This is a genomic window from Actinokineospora iranica, assembly GCF_900101685.1.
Classification (GTDB): Bacteria; Actinomycetota; Actinomycetes; order Mycobacteriales; family Pseudonocardiaceae; genus Actinokineospora; species Actinokineospora iranica.
Window position 1 is genome coordinate 574,191 of record NZ_FMZZ01000001.1, and the last position, 16,035, is coordinate 590,225.

General features: G+C 71.7%; 14 protein-coding genes. 7 read left to right on the forward strand and 7 right to left on the reverse strand.

Going from position 1 to position 16,035, the window contains the following annotated elements; translation table 11 throughout:
* Positions 1-90: 90 nt before the first annotated feature.
* Positions 91-1,113 carry an extracellular catalytic domain type 1 short-chain-length polyhydroxyalkanoate depolymerase gene (locus tag BLS56_RS02640; protein WP_091447813.1) on the reverse strand — a complete coding sequence of 341 codons (1,023 nt, stop codon included), beginning with the start codon at positions 1,111-1,113 and terminating at the stop codon, positions 91-93.
* Between the two features lie 109 nt (positions 1,114-1,222).
* On the opposite strand from BLS56_RS02640, the gene BLS56_RS02645 reads away from it, so the two are divergent.
* Complete coding sequence (locus BLS56_RS02645; protein ID WP_091447815.1) at positions 1,223-2,449, forward strand: PucR family transcriptional regulator; 1,227 nt, start codon at positions 1,223-1,225, stop codon at positions 2,447-2,449.
* 79 nt (positions 2,450-2,528) lie between these two features.
* Here BLS56_RS02645 and BLS56_RS02650 read toward each other — a convergent pair whose 3' ends face one another.
* A complete protein-coding gene (locus BLS56_RS02650; RefSeq protein ID WP_228771294.1) occupies positions 2,529-4,982 on the reverse strand; it encodes an SdrD B-like domain-containing protein in 2,454 nt (817 codons plus the stop codon).
* 163 nt (positions 4,983-5,145) lie between these two features.
* On the opposite strand from BLS56_RS02650, the gene BLS56_RS02655 reads away from it, so the two are divergent.
* A complete protein-coding gene (locus BLS56_RS02655) occupies positions 5,146-5,922 on the forward strand; it encodes a hypothetical protein (RefSeq protein WP_228771295.1) in 777 nt (258 codons plus the stop codon).
* Here BLS56_RS02655 and BLS56_RS02660 read toward each other — a convergent pair.
* A complete protein-coding gene (locus BLS56_RS02660) occupies positions 5,906-7,237 on the reverse strand; it encodes a right-handed parallel beta-helix repeat-containing protein (protein WP_091447820.1) in 1,332 nt (443 codons plus the stop codon). The two genes, BLS56_RS02655 and BLS56_RS02660, sit on opposite strands and share 17 nt — an antisense overlap.
* 63 nt (positions 7,238-7,300) lie before the next feature.
* Here BLS56_RS02660 and BLS56_RS02665 point away from each other — a divergent pair, with 63 nt between their 5' ends.
* Positions 7,301-8,449 carry a Dyp-type peroxidase gene (locus BLS56_RS02665; protein ID WP_091447823.1) on the forward strand — a complete coding sequence of 383 codons (1,149 nt, stop codon included), beginning with the start codon at positions 7,301-7,303 and terminating at the stop codon, positions 8,447-8,449.
* On the opposite strand, the gene BLS56_RS02670 is transcribed toward BLS56_RS02665, so the two are convergent.
* Positions 8,446-10,026, reverse strand: coding sequence for a helix-turn-helix transcriptional regulator (locus BLS56_RS02670; protein ID WP_091447825.1), 1,581 nt, complete (start codon positions 10,024-10,026; stop codon positions 8,446-8,448). The two genes, BLS56_RS02665 and BLS56_RS02670, sit on opposite strands and share 4 nt — an antisense overlap.
* Positions 10,027-10,402: 376 nt before the next feature.
* Entirely contained in the window at positions 10,403-10,642 is a 240-nt protein-coding gene (locus BLS56_RS02675) for a hypothetical protein (RefSeq protein WP_091447828.1), read from the reverse strand.
* 180 nt (positions 10,643-10,822) lie between these two features.
* Between BLS56_RS02675 and BLS56_RS02680 the strand changes: the two genes are divergently transcribed.
* A complete protein-coding gene (locus tag BLS56_RS02680; RefSeq protein ID WP_091447831.1) occupies positions 10,823-11,722 on the forward strand; it encodes an alpha/beta fold hydrolase in 900 nt (299 codons plus the stop codon).
* 41 nt (positions 11,723-11,763) lie between these two features.
* The gene (locus BLS56_RS02685; protein WP_228771296.1) at positions 11,764-12,297 is read left to right on the forward strand and encodes a MerR family transcriptional regulator; all 534 of its coding nucleotides are present in this window, start codon (positions 11,764-11,766) and stop codon (positions 12,295-12,297) included.
* Positions 12,298-12,325: 28 nt separating this feature from the next.
* Here BLS56_RS02685 and BLS56_RS02690 read toward each other — a convergent pair whose 3' ends face one another.
* Positions 12,326-12,961 (reverse strand): TetR/AcrR family transcriptional regulator, encoded by a 636-nt coding sequence (locus BLS56_RS02690; RefSeq protein ID WP_091447834.1) that lies wholly within the window; start codon positions 12,959-12,961, stop codon positions 12,326-12,328.
* 93 nt (positions 12,962-13,054) lie between these two features.
* Here BLS56_RS02690 and BLS56_RS02695 point away from each other — a divergent pair, with 93 nt between their 5' ends.
* Positions 13,055-14,179, forward strand: coding sequence for an FAD-dependent oxidoreductase (locus tag BLS56_RS02695; protein WP_175482627.1), 1,125 nt, complete (start codon positions 13,055-13,057; stop codon positions 14,177-14,179).
* A gap of 43 nt (positions 14,180-14,222) precedes the next feature.
* On the forward strand, positions 14,223-14,873 hold the full coding sequence (locus tag BLS56_RS02700) for a DUF3159 domain-containing protein (RefSeq protein WP_091447837.1): 651 nt from the start codon (positions 14,223-14,225) through the stop codon (positions 14,871-14,873).
* Positions 14,874-14,888: 15 nt separating this feature from the next.
* On the opposite strand, the gene BLS56_RS02705 is transcribed toward BLS56_RS02700, so the two are convergent.
* Entirely contained in the window at positions 14,889-16,034 is a 1,146-nt protein-coding gene (locus BLS56_RS02705; RefSeq protein WP_091448745.1) for an RNA polymerase sigma factor, read from the reverse strand.
* Between the last annotated feature and the right edge of the window lies 1 nt (position 16,035).

Here is a 16,035-nt window from a genome sequence, read left to right on the forward strand (position 1 = left end):
CGGGGGAGCCTCACGGTCGAGCGGATCGGGACCTGGTCCGGCCGCCAAGTCGTCCGCCCCGAACACGTCGACCAGTGCCGAAGGCTGAAGCTACGGCAGCGAGCGGCCGCTGAAGAAGTCCCACACCAGGGTGCTCAGGTTGGGGCCGACCTGGTCGACGTAGTCGCCTTCGCCGCCGCCGGGCCACTTGTGCGCCAGTCCCTCGACCACGTACTTCTCGATCAGCCGGTCCTGGGTGGTTGCGTCGGTGTAGACCGTCTTGACGTAGGGGTGCTCGCCGGGGTTCGCCACGCGCTGCACGGAGTCGGGGACGTCGTCGACGTCGCCGTCAAGCCGCCCGTCGTTCGCCAGGTCGTCAATGGCCGCCCAGTGGGTGACCAGGCGGTCGCCGAAGATCGGTTTGACGGTGGTGTCCTCGGTGCCGTGCATGACGAAGGTGGGCACCTGCCGGGCCCGCGGGCCCATTTGGGCGTAGGCGAGTTTGGCGGTGTCGACCGGGCTCACGTTGTCCACCCCGGCCAGCAGGACGCGGTCGGCCGCGTACTCGCCGCCCGCGAGGCTGCCGATGGCGGCGTAGACGTCCGGGTACGTGACCCCGAGGACCACGGTCATCGCGGCGCCCGCGGACGCGCCGACGGCGTAGACCCGCTTGGCGTCGGCGCCATAGTTCGCGACGACGGCCTGGGTCACGCCCGCCAGCAGCGACGGTTCGCCGCTGCCGCGTTTCTGGTTGCCCGGGACCAGTCCGTTCCAACAGCCCTTGGCGTTCCAGAACCGGTTCTGCGTCGGGTAGACGACGATGAACCCGCGAGCGTCGGCGAGGTCGTTGAACCGGGTCATGGCCTTCATCGAGTTGTCCTCGTACCCGGTCATGCCGCACCCGTGGAGGGCGACGACCACCGGCAGCGACGTGCCCGGGCGGTGGGACGGCGGAAGGTGGACCTCGTAGTCGAGGCGCTGCCCCCACCCGTCGACGAACGTCGCCCGCTCGTCCCGCCCGCCCGCCGCGGACGCCTGGCTCCCCAGCGACACGACCGCGACCGAGGTGACCGAGGCCACTGTGATCGCCGCGGCGATCAGTGTCCGCAGCAGCCGTTTGTTCCTGATTGACATGGTTTGTCCCCCTTGGACGACCTGCTTGACCGCTCTGTCCGGCTGATCCTCCACCCGCGCCCGGCCCCCGGAATATTGGTCGCCGTGCCAATGGTGGTAGACGAGTGTTGTGATCGATGACAAAGGGGCACTCACGATCGGCGGCCGGGTGGTCTACCAGTGGCTGTTCGCCGAGCGGCGCCGGATGGCGCGCAGGCTGGTGGAGCGGTTCAGCCGGGAAATCGGCGCCTACCAACGGCTTTCGAGCGCGGAGCTGTTCGAGACCATCACCGCGGTCACCGAGGAGAACCTGCGGATATTCGCCGAATCCGTGCGGGACAGGGCCTCTCCGTCGCCCGCGGAGCTGTCCGGGCCCATCACCGAGTCCGCCGCCCGGCGCGCGGGAGAGGGCGTGGCGCTGGACGGTGTCATGGGCGCGTACAGCATGGGGATGCTCGAAGCGTGGCGCGCGGTGGTGGCGGGCGCGCGGCCGGACGACCTCGACCACGTGCTGGCGTTCACCGAACTCGTGCTGGGCTACGTGCACGGCGCGAGCACCGCCGCCGCGGCCGCCTACCTCGAAGAGCGCCGCCGGATGGACAGCGGCGAACAGCAGCGCAGGCACACCTTGATGTCCGCGCTGGTGCGCGGCGACCCCCTGGAGGAGCCCGCGCGCCGCGCCGGTTTCCGGCTCGCGCCGCGCTACCTGGTGCTGCGCTTGGCTTTCGCCGCGCACGATGACGAGACGGAGCCCGGCGTGGACGCCACGATGGCCGCGCAGCGCAAGGTCTACCGGGCGGACCAGGAGCTGGCGGACGCGGTCGGAGAGCCGGTGCTCGCACTCCTCGACGCGACCGGCGGGACCGCGCTGCTCGCGGGCGACGACTGGCCCGCGGCCGCCCGGATCGTCGCCCGGCTCAGCCGCGCCATCGGCGTCGAGGTGACCGCGGCCGGGGTCCTCGCCGAACCCGCGGGCGTCGCCGAAGCCGTCCGCCAAGGCGGCGAGATCCTGGAACTGGCGAGCGTGTTCGGCCGGGGCCCCGGTTTCTACCGGATGGCGGACGTTCTCCTGGAGTACCAGTTGACCAGGCCGACCGCGGCGAGCGGCGCGCTGCGCGCCCTGCTCGCGCCACTGGACGAACACCCGGATCTGCTGGTGACCCTGGAGACATACCTGCGGCTCGGGCTCAATCGGCGGCAGACGGCCCTCCGGCTCCACGTGCACCCGAACACCGTCGACTACCGGGTGCGCAAGGCCACCGCGCTGACCGCCCTGGACCCGGCGGATCCCGCGCACCTGCAGCGCATCGGCGCCGCTCTCGTCATCCGCCGGATGGCAGCGGAATCAGACGAATAGCCCCACGCGGATGTGTTCAGCCTGGGACATGGGTCTGCCCGCCCGCGAGGCTGGGAATCGCGGGCGGGCAGAGGGTGGCTCAGTCCTGCTTGGCTCGGCGTTGCCTGCTCACGAAGGCGAGTGCCGCGCCCGCGGTGAGGACCAGGACACCGAGGAGGGTCACCCACGGCAGGCCGGAAACACCGGTGGTGGCCAGCGAACCCGGGGGTTTGGCCGCCGGGGCCGGGGTGGTCGGGACGGCGGTCGTCGGCGGTGTCGTCGTCGGTGGCACGGAGGTCGTGGGCGGCGGCGTGGTGGTCGGCGGCGCTGGGATGTGCACACCCGCGTCGATCGTGTGGTCGACTTCTCCGGGGTTGGCCGGGGCCGTGACGGGTGCTTGCCCGTCGCACAGTTCACCGGTGGTCGGGGGGACCACATTCGAGTCGTGCACCCGGTCGCCGCCGGTCAGCGAGAGCGTGAACCGGAGATCGGAAGCGGGCGGCTGGCCCGCGACCTTGCTGGTGTCCGCGGTGCAGACGTTGAACCGCAACGTGTATTTCGCGCCGGGCGTGAGTTCGTACGCCGCGCCGACACCGCCGAAGTAGTACTCGCCCGCCGCGTCGGTCTTGGTCGTGGCGACCTGCTTCCCGGTGGAGTCCAACAGGGAGATCGTCGCCCCGGGCAGCCGCACGTCGGCCGGGTCCTGGACGCCGTTGCGGTCGCCGTCGAACCACACCAGGTTGCCGATCTGGATGGGCGCGTTCGCCGCCTGGTACGCGATCGCGCCGAGCCCACCGGCCTTGCCGAAGCCGTTCTGGTTCGGGCCGACGAACTCGTAGGCGTTGGCCGACGGGTTGTTGCCCGGCCCCTCACCGGTGGCGACGTGGTAGAAGCCCGCCCCACCGGCCGCGACGTGGATGGTCGGGTCCATCTGCGTGCTGACGACCCACTGCTGCTGCGGAATGTAGGCGACCGACCCCTGCGCGGCTTCCTGGTGCGCGGCGAGCCCGGCGGGGCCCTGCTGGGAGAAGTAGTCGCCCGGGAAGTACTCGACCACGCCGCTGTTTTGCCTGCCGTCGTTGAGTTCGTCGTGGTCGGGGCAGTTTCCGGTGCCCTCCCAGGAGTATCCGCCCGCGGGATTGACGCAGGCCATGGTGATGTCTCCACCGGAGAAGCCGTTCTCGGTGGAGTTGTCACCCGCCCGCGGGTCCAGCCCGCCCCAGCCCACTACGTCCATCAGCCGGTCGCGGAAGCCGAGGATCATCGACCCGTCCCGGGTGAAGGCCAGGCTGGCCACCTGCGGCTGCGGATCGATCACCGCGCCGCCGCCCGTGTCGTGTTTGTCCCAGGTCGCCAGGTCGGTGTTCCACGGGTTCCAGTGGTGGGTCTGGTCGCTGGTGCGGCCCGCGAGGACTTCGCCGCGCAGATTGGTCAGCGTCTGGGTCAGCACTGTGGTGAACTGCGTGCCGTCGTAGGTGTAGACGACGGCTTTCAGGTCCGCGCGGTTCTGCGTGCTTTCCGCGCTGCACACGCCACCGACGTACAGGGCGCCGTCGTGCGCGGTGACCGAGAACGGCCGCCAGTCGGTGGGCGCGGCGCAGCCCGGGTCCGGGACCGGCACCGTGGCGGCGGGCTCCGACGCGGTGGCGCCGGTGGCGTCGAAGCTGACCAGGGTTCGGGTCAGCAGGTTCAGCGCGTACAGCGTGGCGCCGTCCTCCGACAGGGCCAGGCCGCCGATGCTTTCCTTGCCGGGCGCGCTGGTGAACCCGGCGTCTTTGATCATGTTGGTGGTGTCGTGGGCCGTGACCGCCGCGCCCGGCACCTTCGCGAACAGGGTGGGCGCGCCGCCGCCGTCGACCGGCACGGTGTAGATCGCGTCCCCGCCCTCCGGGCCGTACAACGCGTGCCGCCGGGCGAACGCGCTCTGGAACAGCCTGCGCTGGTCCTTGTCATAGGCCAGCCCGAACGTCGTGCCCACCTGCGCCTGGGTGGCGAGCGTGGTCGGGCAGGCGACATCGTTGGGACACGTGCCGCGGGTGTTCACGCCGAACGCCACCAGAGCCCGGGTGTCCGTCCCGCCCGCGCCGTTCTGGACCGGCACGAAGTATCGGGAATCCGGCAGCGCGTAGTGGGCGGGGTTCCAGACCCCGGTGATCACCGAGTCGTCCTTGCCCGCCGACACGTCCACGAAGGTGGTGAAGCTGTCGAAGTGGTTGGCCGCCGTCGAAGCGGGCGCCGCTCGCAGATAATCGCGGTAGGGCGCTGGGACAGTGACATCGACGCGGTAGTGACCGCCGGTCAGCTCGGTGGACGGCGGCACCACGACTTTTCCGGTGGCATCCGTGGTTCCGGTGACCTGTCTGCCTTCCGGATCGGAGACATCGACGCGCATTCCCTGCTGCGGCACGTCCATCGTCGTGTTGATCACGCCGGTGCCGAAGAAGTCCCGCAGCACCTGGACCGTCAGCGTGCCGTCGGCCTCCGCCGCCGCGGCCGTCCCCGCGGTCGCCCCGCTCATGCCGCTGCCCGCCAGCAACAGACCGGCCAAACCCACCCAAGCCAGTCGACCCATCCGCGTCCGGGTTGTCCGGCTCATCGCAGTCCCCTTGTGAAAGTCGTGGTGAACCGTCACAGACAACCAGAATGGCGTCGCCGGTTGGGCCGGAAGGCCGGGTGAATCATGGGGTGAATCCGTGCCCCTGTTAGCGTTCCGCCGCGTGCGGAGAACGCAAGCGCGGCAACGCCTTCCACGATGGTCGCGGCCGCGATGGGCGACGGTCGTCATCGGCATGGTCGCCGCCGCGGCGGTCGCGGTGACCGCGCTCCTGGTCATCGATCCCTTTGCCGGGCCCACGGGTCCGCGCGCGCTGACCTCGGACGAGGTGAACCGGCTGGCGATCGCGCGGTTCCGCAACCACGAGGCGGGCGGCCGCGCGGTGACGATCACCGTGCCGACCACCTCTGGCGGACTGGTCATCACCGGGTCCGTCGACTACCGGGCCAAACTCGGCTACGCGCTGGTGCGCGGCACTGGGCGCGACACGTCCAGCGACGGGCTGATCCAGTGGAACACCACCACCGTGTTCGTCCATCCGATGGCGGACGCCCCAGCGGAACTGCCCGCGACACCGCCCGAATCCGACTGGCATCGCCGTCCGCTGCGCACCACCGGCAGTTCGCTGGACAGTTCCCTGCTCATCGCGCTCAGTCTCGGCAGCGACCGCCCGGACAACGCCGAACTCCTGCCGCAGAACGGCGCCGCCTGGATCGGCCAGGACGAGGTGCGCGGCCGCCAAGTGGACGTCATGGCCGGGCCGGGCGCCAGCGCCAGGCCCGACACGGCGGGAAACGTCCGCTACTGGGTCGACTCGGACGGCGCCATGCACCGGGTTCAGGCCGACGTGGCCTCCGAGCCGGAACCGGTGGTCATCGATTTCGACACCCACGACTACGTTCCGGTCCAGCAGGCGCCCGGGGTCACCCCGACGCGGTAGCCCGCACCAGCGCGCCACCGGCCAGCAGCGACGCCGACGGCAGCGGGATCTTCGCGGGGTCCGGCAGGGCGGGAACGGCCGGAACAGCGGTGGCGCCGGTGGTGGTATTCGGGAATCCGGGCTGTGCGGCGGGCGCGGCGACTTCGGTGAACGGGATGCCGCGCGGCGGCTTCGGGCTCGCCCACGTGCCCGATGGCGACTGGTCGGCGGCCGGGCAGGCCGCGGTCGTCGCGAGTTGGGCGGGCGCCGTCGTCGCGAGATCGTTGCCGCGCAGGCAGTTTCCCCTTCCCTGGGTGGCGGTGGGGAACGTCCAGCCGACGTCGACGCCGTTGGCGGTGAAGGTGTTGTCCACGATCTGGTTGCCGTTCGGCGGGATGTCGGCGGTCGCGGTGACCACCAGACCGGCGTTGGCGTTGCCGTCGATCCGGTTGCGGACGACCTGGTTGTCGCTGCCGCCGTCGATGCCGACGCCGATCCCCCACCCGCCGTCGGCCTGTTCCGGGGTCGATGCCTGCTGGTTGGCCGCGATCAGGTTGCCGACGACGTGGGAGCCTTGCTGCGGAAGCAGTTTCTCCTGGTGGTCGGAGTTGGTGGTGAGCCCGACCCGGTTGCCGACGAAGCGGTTGCCGACCACGTACATGTCCCCGCTGGCGTTGGTGCCCTCGTAGCCGACCGCGTTGAGTTCGGCGATGTTGTCCCGAACCACGATGCGACACGGCTTGCACTGCCCGACATAGATTCCCGAGTCGGCCGAACCGGACGCGTACGAGTGCTCGATGACACCGTCCTGGGCGGAGAACGCGTAGATGCCATACAGCCCGTTGCGGGTCGCCGTCACATGCGAGACCAGGAACGACCGCAGGAAGGTGACCGGCTCGTCGCCGGTGTCGTAGCCGCCTTGCCCCGGGGTTCCGGTCGCCGCCTTCGCCGAACCGGTCACCAGAACGCCGTTCTGCGTGTTGTTCCGCACGGTCAGGTTCTCCACGGCCACCCCGGGCGCGGTGACGACGACGCCGTTGGGCTGCCGCAGCCGCCCGTCGATGACGACCGTCTCCCGGGACTCGCCGCGCAGGGTGATCTGAGCCTTGTCGACCTTGACCGACTCGTGGTACTCGCCCGGCGCGACCAGGACGAGGTCGCCGGGCTGGGCGAGGGACACCGCGGCGGAGATCGTCGGGGCGTCGGCGGGCACCCGGATCGTCACGTTCGCGCCCGCCGGTCGAGTGCCGTTGCCCGATCCGGCGTCGTCCGCGCCGCAACCGGCCACTACCAACGCCTGCAAGGCCACGATCATGGCAAGACCGAAACGACGCATGGGCCCAGTCTGGCATGGCCGCCGGATTCGCCTGCGGCAGACCGAATCTGGCACTCTCCACCCGTGCGCCGAGCCGAAGACCACCCGTCCCGCCGCGCGTTTCTCGGTGCGGGCGCCGCCGTGCTGGCCGCGGGCCTCACCGCCGGGTGCGAACCGGGTTCCGCCCAGCCGGGGGGCGAAGCCCCCGCGACCATCGCGCCGGTGCCGCCGACCGGGCCGCATCAGGCGGGAATCATTCTCCCCCAGGAAGCCCAGCCCAACCTGCTGGCCGTGGTGGCGGACCTCGCCGACGGCGTGGCTGTCGGCCCGCTGTTGGCCGAACTCGGCGCGGCCATCCGCACGCTCACCGCCGGGACCGACGCCCGGCTGCTGGGCTTGCCGCCAGCTGATCTCACCGTGACGATCGGGATCGGTCCCCGACTGGTGCGCATGGCGGACCCTTCCCTGCCCGGCGCAACGGATCTCCCGGAGTTCTCCCGCGAGCGGATCGCTCCGCACGCCCGCGGCGGCGACCTGCTGGTGCAGGTCTGCGCCTGCGACCCGGTCGTCCTCCCGATCGCCGCCGCCGCGCTGCTCGGCCAGGCAGGCGACCGGGCACGCGAACGCTGGCGGCAGTCCGCGCGCCGCGGCTCGACCGTTCCGGTGGACCAGGGCATCACCGCGCCGCGGAACGTGTTCGGCTTCATCGACGGCATCGTGGGCCCGCACACAACCGAGCAGCGGCAACGAGACCTGTGGCTGGCCGGGCCCGCCCCGGTCGCGGGCGGCGCCATCGCCGTGCTCCGCCGCATGGAACTCGACCTGCCGCGGTTCGCCGCTTTGCCGGTAGCCGCCCAGGAAGCGGTTTTCGGCCGACGCCGGGACACCGGCGCTCCCCTCTCCGGCGGCGCCATCGCCGCCGATCCCGACCTCGGCGCCAAGACGCCGGACGGGCGCTACCTCATCCCGGCGGACGCCCACCTCCGCCGGGCGCATCCCACCACGGTCGGCGTCGGCCTCATGCTGCGCCGCTCCTACAGCATCGACGAACCCGCGCCCGGCCTGCTCTTCATCAGCTTCCAGAACGACATCCGGACGTTCACCAGCACCCTCACCCGCATGGACAACGGCGACGCGCTGCTGCCGTTCACCACCACCACCGCCAGCGCCAGTTTCCTGATACTCCCGGGGTTCGACGACCAGCGCCCCCTCGGCGCCACACTTTTCCGTTAGAGCACGCCAAGTTCGTACGCCCGCATCAGAGCGCCCTCGCGGCTGGACGCGTTGAGCTTGCGGTAGGCGCTTTTCACCTGTGTGCGCACGGTGTTGACGGACACGACGAGTTTGCGCGCGACCTCCCCGATGGTCAGCCCCGCGTCCAGTTCGGCGAGGACCACCTGCTCCCGGTTGGTCAGCTCCACGAGCTCGACGCGGTCGGGGAACACCGGCCGGGCCCGCGCCAGGCGCCGCGCCGCCGCGTCGGTCAGGGGAAGCTCGCCCAGCCGGATCACCTCGTCGCGGTCGGCGGGCGGCAGCGCGGCGAGCGAGAGCACCTCGTCCGGCGGGCGCACGCGGCGGACCAGCACGAGCGACTTGCGGGCCTCCGCATCGTCGCCCATCCGCAGCGCGGCGACCGCCTTGAGCAGCAGCATCGGCCGGGCGTCGCGGCGCGATGTGGTCTCGTGCCAGGACGTGCGCGCCGCCATCGCGCGGACCGCCTCGTATTCGCCGTTGAGCAGGCGGAGCCGGGCGGCGGGCAGGGTGAGCCAGGACCCCTTCGGGTCGGTCTCCTTGATCAGCCGCAGCGCCCGGGTGGCCTGGCCGGTGGCGATCAGCAGGTCGACGTGGGCGCGTCGGATCACCCGGAAAGCGGTGCCCTGCCCGACAAGTTCGGGCGCGTGACTGAGCGGGAGCGTGCCCAACTGGGCCAGCGACAGCGCCGTGTCGCCGAAGCACAGCCCGTGCGCGAACGACAACGCCGCCACGAACGGCCAGACCTCCAGCTGCCTGGTGCCGTCCCCGGTGGTCGCCAGGCAGTCCGCGAGGCTCGCCTCGTCGTAGCGGTCCAGCGCGTCCCAGCCCCGCGCGATCGTCCCGCCCACGGTGAGCAGGAACCGGACCCGCTCCGAGGGCGACTCGAAGCCGCGCATCCGGTCCAGCCACTGGCGGGCGAGGTCGCCGTGCCCGAGATGCCCGAAGATCATGGCGAGGTTCGCGGCGGCGTTGAGGGCGGTGGCCGCTGTTTCCGGCTCGGCCGTCGCGCGCTCGTACGCCTGGCGGTACAGCTCCACCGCGCCGGGGAAGTCGTCCATCAGCGAACGCGTCAGACCGCGCTGCATGGCAAGCCATCCAGGGCGCGGTTCCGCGTCCGCGCCGGGTAGCGCGCCGAGCCGGGCCGCGCGGGCCGTCAGGCGCTCGCCCAGTTCCTCGGCCTCGGCGCTCGCCCCGCGCATCCGCAGCCCGATCATCGCCGCGGTGCCGACCGTGACGAGTGTCGCCGCCGACGTCTCGCCCGCGATGTCCATGGTCGCCGCCAGGCGGGCGCCCAACTCGGTGTAGTGGCGCAGATATGGCCTGAGTTCGCTGACGTGCGGCTGTTTTATCGCGTGGTAGGCGCCGATCCACGAGAACATCAGGCGCGGGCGGGCGCGCAACTCCTCGTCCGGAACCTGGCTGAGCACGAAAAGCAGCCGATTGGCGAGTTCGCCCTCCACCGCGAGGATGTGCTGGTCGCACAGGGCTTCAAGCGCCGTCCAATCACAGTCCTCGGCGATCCTGGCCAGCTTTTCCGACAAATCACCGACCGACACGCGAGCGGGCTGCGTTCTGTGCGGCACCGTTTCCGCCCCTCCCCCAGGCCAAACCGATGGATCTCGCCCACCAGGCCTCGGGTGGGCAGCAGATCACCTTGGCACGCGAACGCAGTAGCCGTCACCGACAACCGGGTGAACTTGACCACCATGGGTCCACGAGAGGAAATCGAGCATCGCTCACAATTGGCGTCGCGCCGACACTCGGCAGCGCGGGTCAATTCAGGTGAATCGACTGGCTTATGATTTCCGTGCGGGTGCGCGAGTATTTCGACGTGGGTCGAGAAACGGGTCCCTCCACCCCCCGATGCCGGAGGGCCCGTCGATCACTCGGCCGTGCCCGCCGTCGAACCAGTCAGATCAGCGAGACCGTGTGTCAGTCGCCGCAGGGCGGGCCGAGCACGGACCAGTGCATCCACACCCCCCGCTCGCCGCCCCACAGGTCGCCCCGGTACCAGTCATCGAGCTGGTCGTAGGTGTGGAAGCCCTGGCCTCGGCCGACGGTGCCGAGGATCACGCCGCCTGGCGTCCGCCGGAAGTTGGCCCGGGCGACGTCGACGAAGCAGTCGTCGGCCATCACCGTGGTTTCCCGCGCACCGGCGAGGTTGAGCCGCACATACGACCAGGTGCTGCCCTCGGCGATGAACCGGGGGGGCGACAGGCTTTCTCGTAGAGGCAGTCGTGGTGGGTGAGTCGACGCCGGTCAGGGCCTGCGTGTCGCCGTGGTCGGATGCCAGACCCGGGGGCTGTGCTGGTTGACCCTGACCCTGCGTCAGGGGTGGAACCTGGGCGGGTGATGGACAACAGTGCTTCCCCGACTCGGCTCACGCCGCCGGTCGGCGGGTTTCAGGAGATCGGCGGCCGCCGTGTTTTCGCGCACAAGGTGGGCAGCGGCGGGCCTGCCGTGGTGTTTCTGCCGGGGGCCGGTGCGGTCGGCCTGGACTATTTCGGTGTGCAGCAACGGGTTTCGGAGTTCACCACCGCGGTGGTGTACGACCGCGGTGGCACGGGCTACAGCGATCCCCTCCGGCCGCCGCGCACTGCGGCCGCGGTCGCCACGGAACTGCGCGAGGTGTTGCGGGCGCAGGACATCGCCGCCCCCTACGTTCTCGCGCCGCATTCGCTCGGCGCCTGCTACGCGCACCGGTTCGCGCAGTTGTATCCGGAGGATGTGGCGGGGCTGGTCTGGCTGGACGGCCTCCACCGCGACTGGGACGAGTTCGTGCCGCCCGCGCTGCGGCTTGACGCGGTCGAGCGGATGTCGCCTGATGTGGCGCGGTTGCAGCAGATGCGCCCGGCCCTGCACGAGATGCGCCGCGAACTGCTCGCCGACTATCCGGAGCACGTGCGGCAACCCCTGATCGACGCCCATGACGGTGACGACTGGATCCGCGCTGGGATCGCCGAGCGCGGGATGGTGGCCGACCTCGCCGCCGAACTGCGGGCGGGGCCGGATATTCCGGACGTCCCGCTGGTCGCTCTCACCGTGGTGGGCGTCGCCCCCGGCCAAGAGGCCCTGACGTCGCGGGAGATGCGGGACGGCCGGACGAGAATGGACGCGGCCATGGTGAACGCGGTCTCGCGCGGAGAGCAGCGCGTTCTCTCCGACACTCTCCACCACCGGCTCTGCTTCGACCGCCCCGACGCCGTTGTCCAGGCGGTCCGCGACGTCTTGACCTGGGTGGCCAATCCCTAGACTCGGGGGCGGCCAGGCTTTCCCATGACCAGAGGCGGACGGTGCTCACGATCAGTCAACTCGCGGCGACCGCGGGCGTGACCGTGCGCGCCGTCCGCCACTACCACCAGGTCGGCCTGCTGCCCGAGCCCGAGCGCGACGCCTCCGGCTACCGCCGCTACCCCGCGCGGGCCGCGGTGGACCTCATCCGGATCAAGACCCTCGCCGACGCCGGTGTTCCGCTGGCCAGGATCGACGCGCTGCTGCACGCCCAGCCCACCGAGTTCGCCTCCGCCATCGCCGACATCGACGCCGAACTGCGGCGCAGGATCGGCCAGCTCACCGAATACCGCCGCCGGATCGCCGATTTGGCGGGCGGCGAACGGCTTTCCTGCCGCCCGAAGTGGTCGCCATCCTGGACCGGATGCGCGGCCTCGGCATCAGCGAGCGCCGGGTGCTGCTCGAACGCGACGCGTGGATTCTGCTGCGCGCGCTGGACCCGCGCGCCGTGCCGTTTCCCGGATCTCCGAGGCGTCACCGGCTTGGCGGCGCATTGTCGAGGAACTCACCCACCGCGCTCTGCGGCGCACCGCTGAGCGCGGCAGGTGAAGCAGCGACCGCGCGCTAGGCGCCGACAGGGGTCGGTGTCGGGACCGGCTGTGGTGTCGGCCCGGTCAGGCAGTGCTGCACGAGCGGGCCGAACCGGCTGACCAGGTCCTCGACGGGCGATGACGCGATCGGCTCGATCCGCACGATGTAGCGCGCCACGGCGAGGCCGAGGATCTGGACGTTGACCATGCCCGCGCGCAGGGCGGCGTCGGGCGCGTCGAGCATCGCCGCGACGCGGTCGGTGATCTCGCGGTCGATGAACTCGCGCAGCAGCGTTTCCGAGCGGTCGTCGGTGGGGGCCGACCGGGTGAGCATCACCAGCGGGGTGCGGTCGGACTTGTCGAGGTTCTCCAGGAGCGTGCGGACGATGCGCTCGCCGATGGCGTCCAGGCCCGCGGTGAAGATCGACTCGATGGCGGGCGGGACGGTGTCGGACATCTCGACGGCGGCGGCGAACAGGCCCTGTTTGGTGCCGAAGAAGTAGAACACCATCGCCGGGTCGACCCCCGCCGCGGCAGCGATCGCGCGCACGGTCGTGCCGCGGTAGCCGTGCTGGCCGAACAGGTCGCGGGCGGTCTGGAGTATCCGCTGTTTGCTCTCCGCGCCGGACCGCCAGCGGCCGGGGCGGCGGTGGTCGTCGTGTTCCGTCATGGCCGCCGAAGTCTAGCACCGCTTACTTCATCGCCTGGTGGAGTTTTGCCGTACAGTGTTCTTCATCGGGTGATGAAGAAAGGGGTTGGCGGGATGAGGGTGATGGTGGTCGGCGCGGGCCTGGGCGGGCTGACGCTGGCGCACAGGCTGCGCGGAGCGGGAATCGACGTCGTCGTGCACGAGCGAGACGAGCCGCTGGGCCGCCCGCAGGGAGTCAGCCTGCATGTCGACGACCGGGGCGCCTCGGCGCTGCGGGCGTGCCTGCCGCCCGCGCACGCCGCGATGGTCGAGGCCACCATGGGCGGACAGCGCGAGCGGACGCTGACACTGTCCGAGGTGGACGGGACGCTCGCCGTCGCAGGCGCTCGGATGTGCGACGGCGTGGCGGATCGGACGCGGCCTGGTCGGCAGGTCCACCGTCCGCTGCTGCGCGCGGTGTTGCTGACCGGACTGGCGGACGTGGTCCGGTTCGGGGCGGAGTTCACGCGGTTCGAGGAGCGCGCCGACGGCACGGTCCGGGCGTGGTTCGCCGACGGCCGCATGGACACCGCGGACGTCTTGGTCGGCGCGGACGGGATCGGGTCGGCGGTCCGCCGCCAGTACCTGCCGCACGTGCGGGTGGTCGACACCGGTCGGCGCATACTGATGGGCGCGACCCCGCTGCGGGCGGTGGCCGACACCGGGTTGCCCGAGTTGATCGGCGACAGCCCCGCGAGCGTGCGGGTGCGGGACACGGTGATGGCGCTGGGCGTGCTGCGGTTCACCGAGCCCCCGGCGGCCGCGCGGCGGCGGTGGCTGCCCGCCCTGTGTCCCAGCGCGGTCGCCGACGTCGAGGACTACGTGATGTGGGCCTTGCCCAGCACGCGGGAGCGGCCTGGTTCTGCGTGGCGGCAGGCCCAGGAGTTGGCCGGGGATCTGCCGTCCGCTCTGCGGTCGGTCGTCGCCGGGGCGTGGCCGGAGGTCACGGTCGCGCTGCGGATCGGGATGATCCCGCCGATGCCCGCGTGGCGGCCCAGTCCGGTGACGGTCATCGGCGACGCCATCCACGCGGCCCCGGGCTTCGGCGGCAACCTGGCGATGCGGGACGCGCACGACCTCTGCGCCGCACTGATCGACGCGCACCAGGGCAGACGTGACCTGCTCGACGCGATCGGCGCGTACGAGGACTGGATGCGCCGGACCAGCTTTCCCCCGGTCGCGGCGAAGGCGGGCGCATGAGCAGGTCGGCAAGCGGAGCACCGACGCAGCGGGCGGTGGTCCGGTGAGCCTCGATGTGCTGACCCGGAAGTCGTTGTCCCTGTTCGCCGCGGTGGGTGGCTGGCGCACGGTCGCCGAGGGAGTCGCGTCCCGGGTGCTGTTCCTGGTCGCCTATCTGCTGACCGGTCAGGTGCTGACGTCCGCGCTGGTGGCGGTCGGCGGTGTGGCGGTGTTCGCGGTGGCCAGGATGCGCACCGACCGGAAGTACTGGCAGGCGGCGGTCGGGCTGGTCGTCGTGGGGGTCTCCGCGGTGCTGGCCGGGAGCACCGGGCAGGCGGTCGACTTCTATCTTCCGACCGTGCTCACGCAGGTGGTCGGCGGCACGGTGTTCCTGGTGTCCATGCTGGTGCGGTTGCCCGTGATCGGGTTGGTGCTGGGGGCGGCAGGCGGTGAACGGTCCGGCTGGCGCCGCGATCCCGCGCGGCGACGGCGGTACCAGCTGTGCACGGCGATCTTCCTGGCGAAGTACGCCGTCGCCACCGCTGTGCTGGCGCCGCTGTACCTCGCCGGACACCTGACCCCGCTCGGCATCGCCGCCACCCTGCTGGGCGGTGCCCCCGCGATGGGCCTGTGCGCCTATCTGTGCTGGCGGCTCCTGCGGGACCGGACGGACGCGGCCACCTCGGATTCGACCGCCGGCGCGCCGAACCGCTGACCGGCGCGGCCGCGCTCAGCCGCGGAGTCGCGCGTTGAGGCGGGCGGCCTGCCGCGTGAGGTGGTCCCGTTCGGGAAGGCTGGGGGCCGCTCGGGCGGCTTCGGCGTAGAGCCGGGCCGCTGTGGCCGCGTCGCCGTCGCGTTCGCGCAGGTACGCGGCGACGGCGGTGTAGCGGGGCAGGGCGGGGTCGAGGTCGGCGAGGGCGGCCAGACCCGCTCGCGGGCCGTCGGCCTCGCCGACGGCGACGGCCCGGTTGAGGCGGGCCACCGGGCTGTCGGTGAGGCGCACCAGTTCGTCGTACCACTCGACGATCTGCACCCAGTCGGTTTCCGCTGCGGTCTGGGCGTCGGCGTGCAGCGCGGCGATGGCGGCCTGGGCCTGGAACTCGCCCAGGCGGTCGCGGGCGAGGGCGGCCTGGAGCACGTCGACGCCCTCGGCGATCAGGCGGGTGTCCCACCGGCTCCGGTCCTGCTCGGCGAGCGGCACGAGCCTGCCCTCGGCGTCGGTGCGGGCCGGGCGGCGGGCGTGGTGGAGCAGCATGAGCGCGAGCAGGCCCGCGACCTCGTCATGGTCGATCTTGGCCGCGAGCTGGCGGGTGAGCCGGATCGCCTCGGCGGCGAGGTCGACGTCGCCGGAGTAGCCCTCGTTGAAGACCAGGTAGAGCACGCGCAGCACCGTGCCGACGTCACCGGCCTGGGTGAACCGGGCGCCGGTGACGGTCCGCTTGGCCCGGCTGATCCGCTGGGCCATGGTCGCCTCGGGCACCAGGTAGGCCCGCGCGATCTGCCGGGTGGTCAGGCCGCCGACCGCGCGCAGCGTGAGCGCGACGGCCGAAGCCGGGGTCAGCGACGGGTGCGCGCACAGGAAGTACAGCTGGAGCGTGTCGTCCGCCTCCTCCCCCTGGCCGGGCTCCGGCTCGGCCTCGACGCGTTCCTCGCGCTGCCGCCGGGAGGCGTCCGCGCGGGTCGCGTCGAGGAACTTGCGCCAGGCCACCGTGACCAGCCAGCCCTTGGGGTCGCGCGGCGGGTCGTCCGGCCACACCCGCACGGCCTCGACCAGCGCGTCCTGCACGGCGTCCTCGGCCGCGGCGAAGTCGGCTCCGCGGCGGCCGAGGACACCGATCACAGTGGGGGTGAGGGTCCGCAGCAGGGCCTCATCCACC

Bases quoted from the DNA above. Each gene is read 5' to 3' on its own strand.
- BLS56_RS02660 (WP_091447820.1), bottom strand. From the start codon at position 7,237: ATGCGTCGTTTCGGTCTTGCCATGATCGTGGCCTTGCAGGCGTTGGTA.
- BLS56_RS02695 (WP_175482627.1), top strand. From the start codon at position 13,055: ATGAGGGTGATGGTGGTCGGCGCGGGCCTGGGCGGGCTGACGCTGGCG.
- BLS56_RS02680 (WP_091447831.1), top strand. From the start codon at position 10,823: ATGGACAACAGTGCTTCCCCGACTCGGCTCACGCCGCCGGTCGGCGGG.
- BLS56_RS02640 (WP_091447813.1), bottom strand. From the start codon at position 1,113: ATGTCAATCAGGAACAAACGGCTGCTGCGGACACTGATCGCCGCGGCG.
- BLS56_RS02690 (WP_091447834.1), bottom strand. From the start codon at position 12,961: ATGACGGAACACGACGACCACCGCCGCCCCGGCCGCTGGCGGTCCGGC.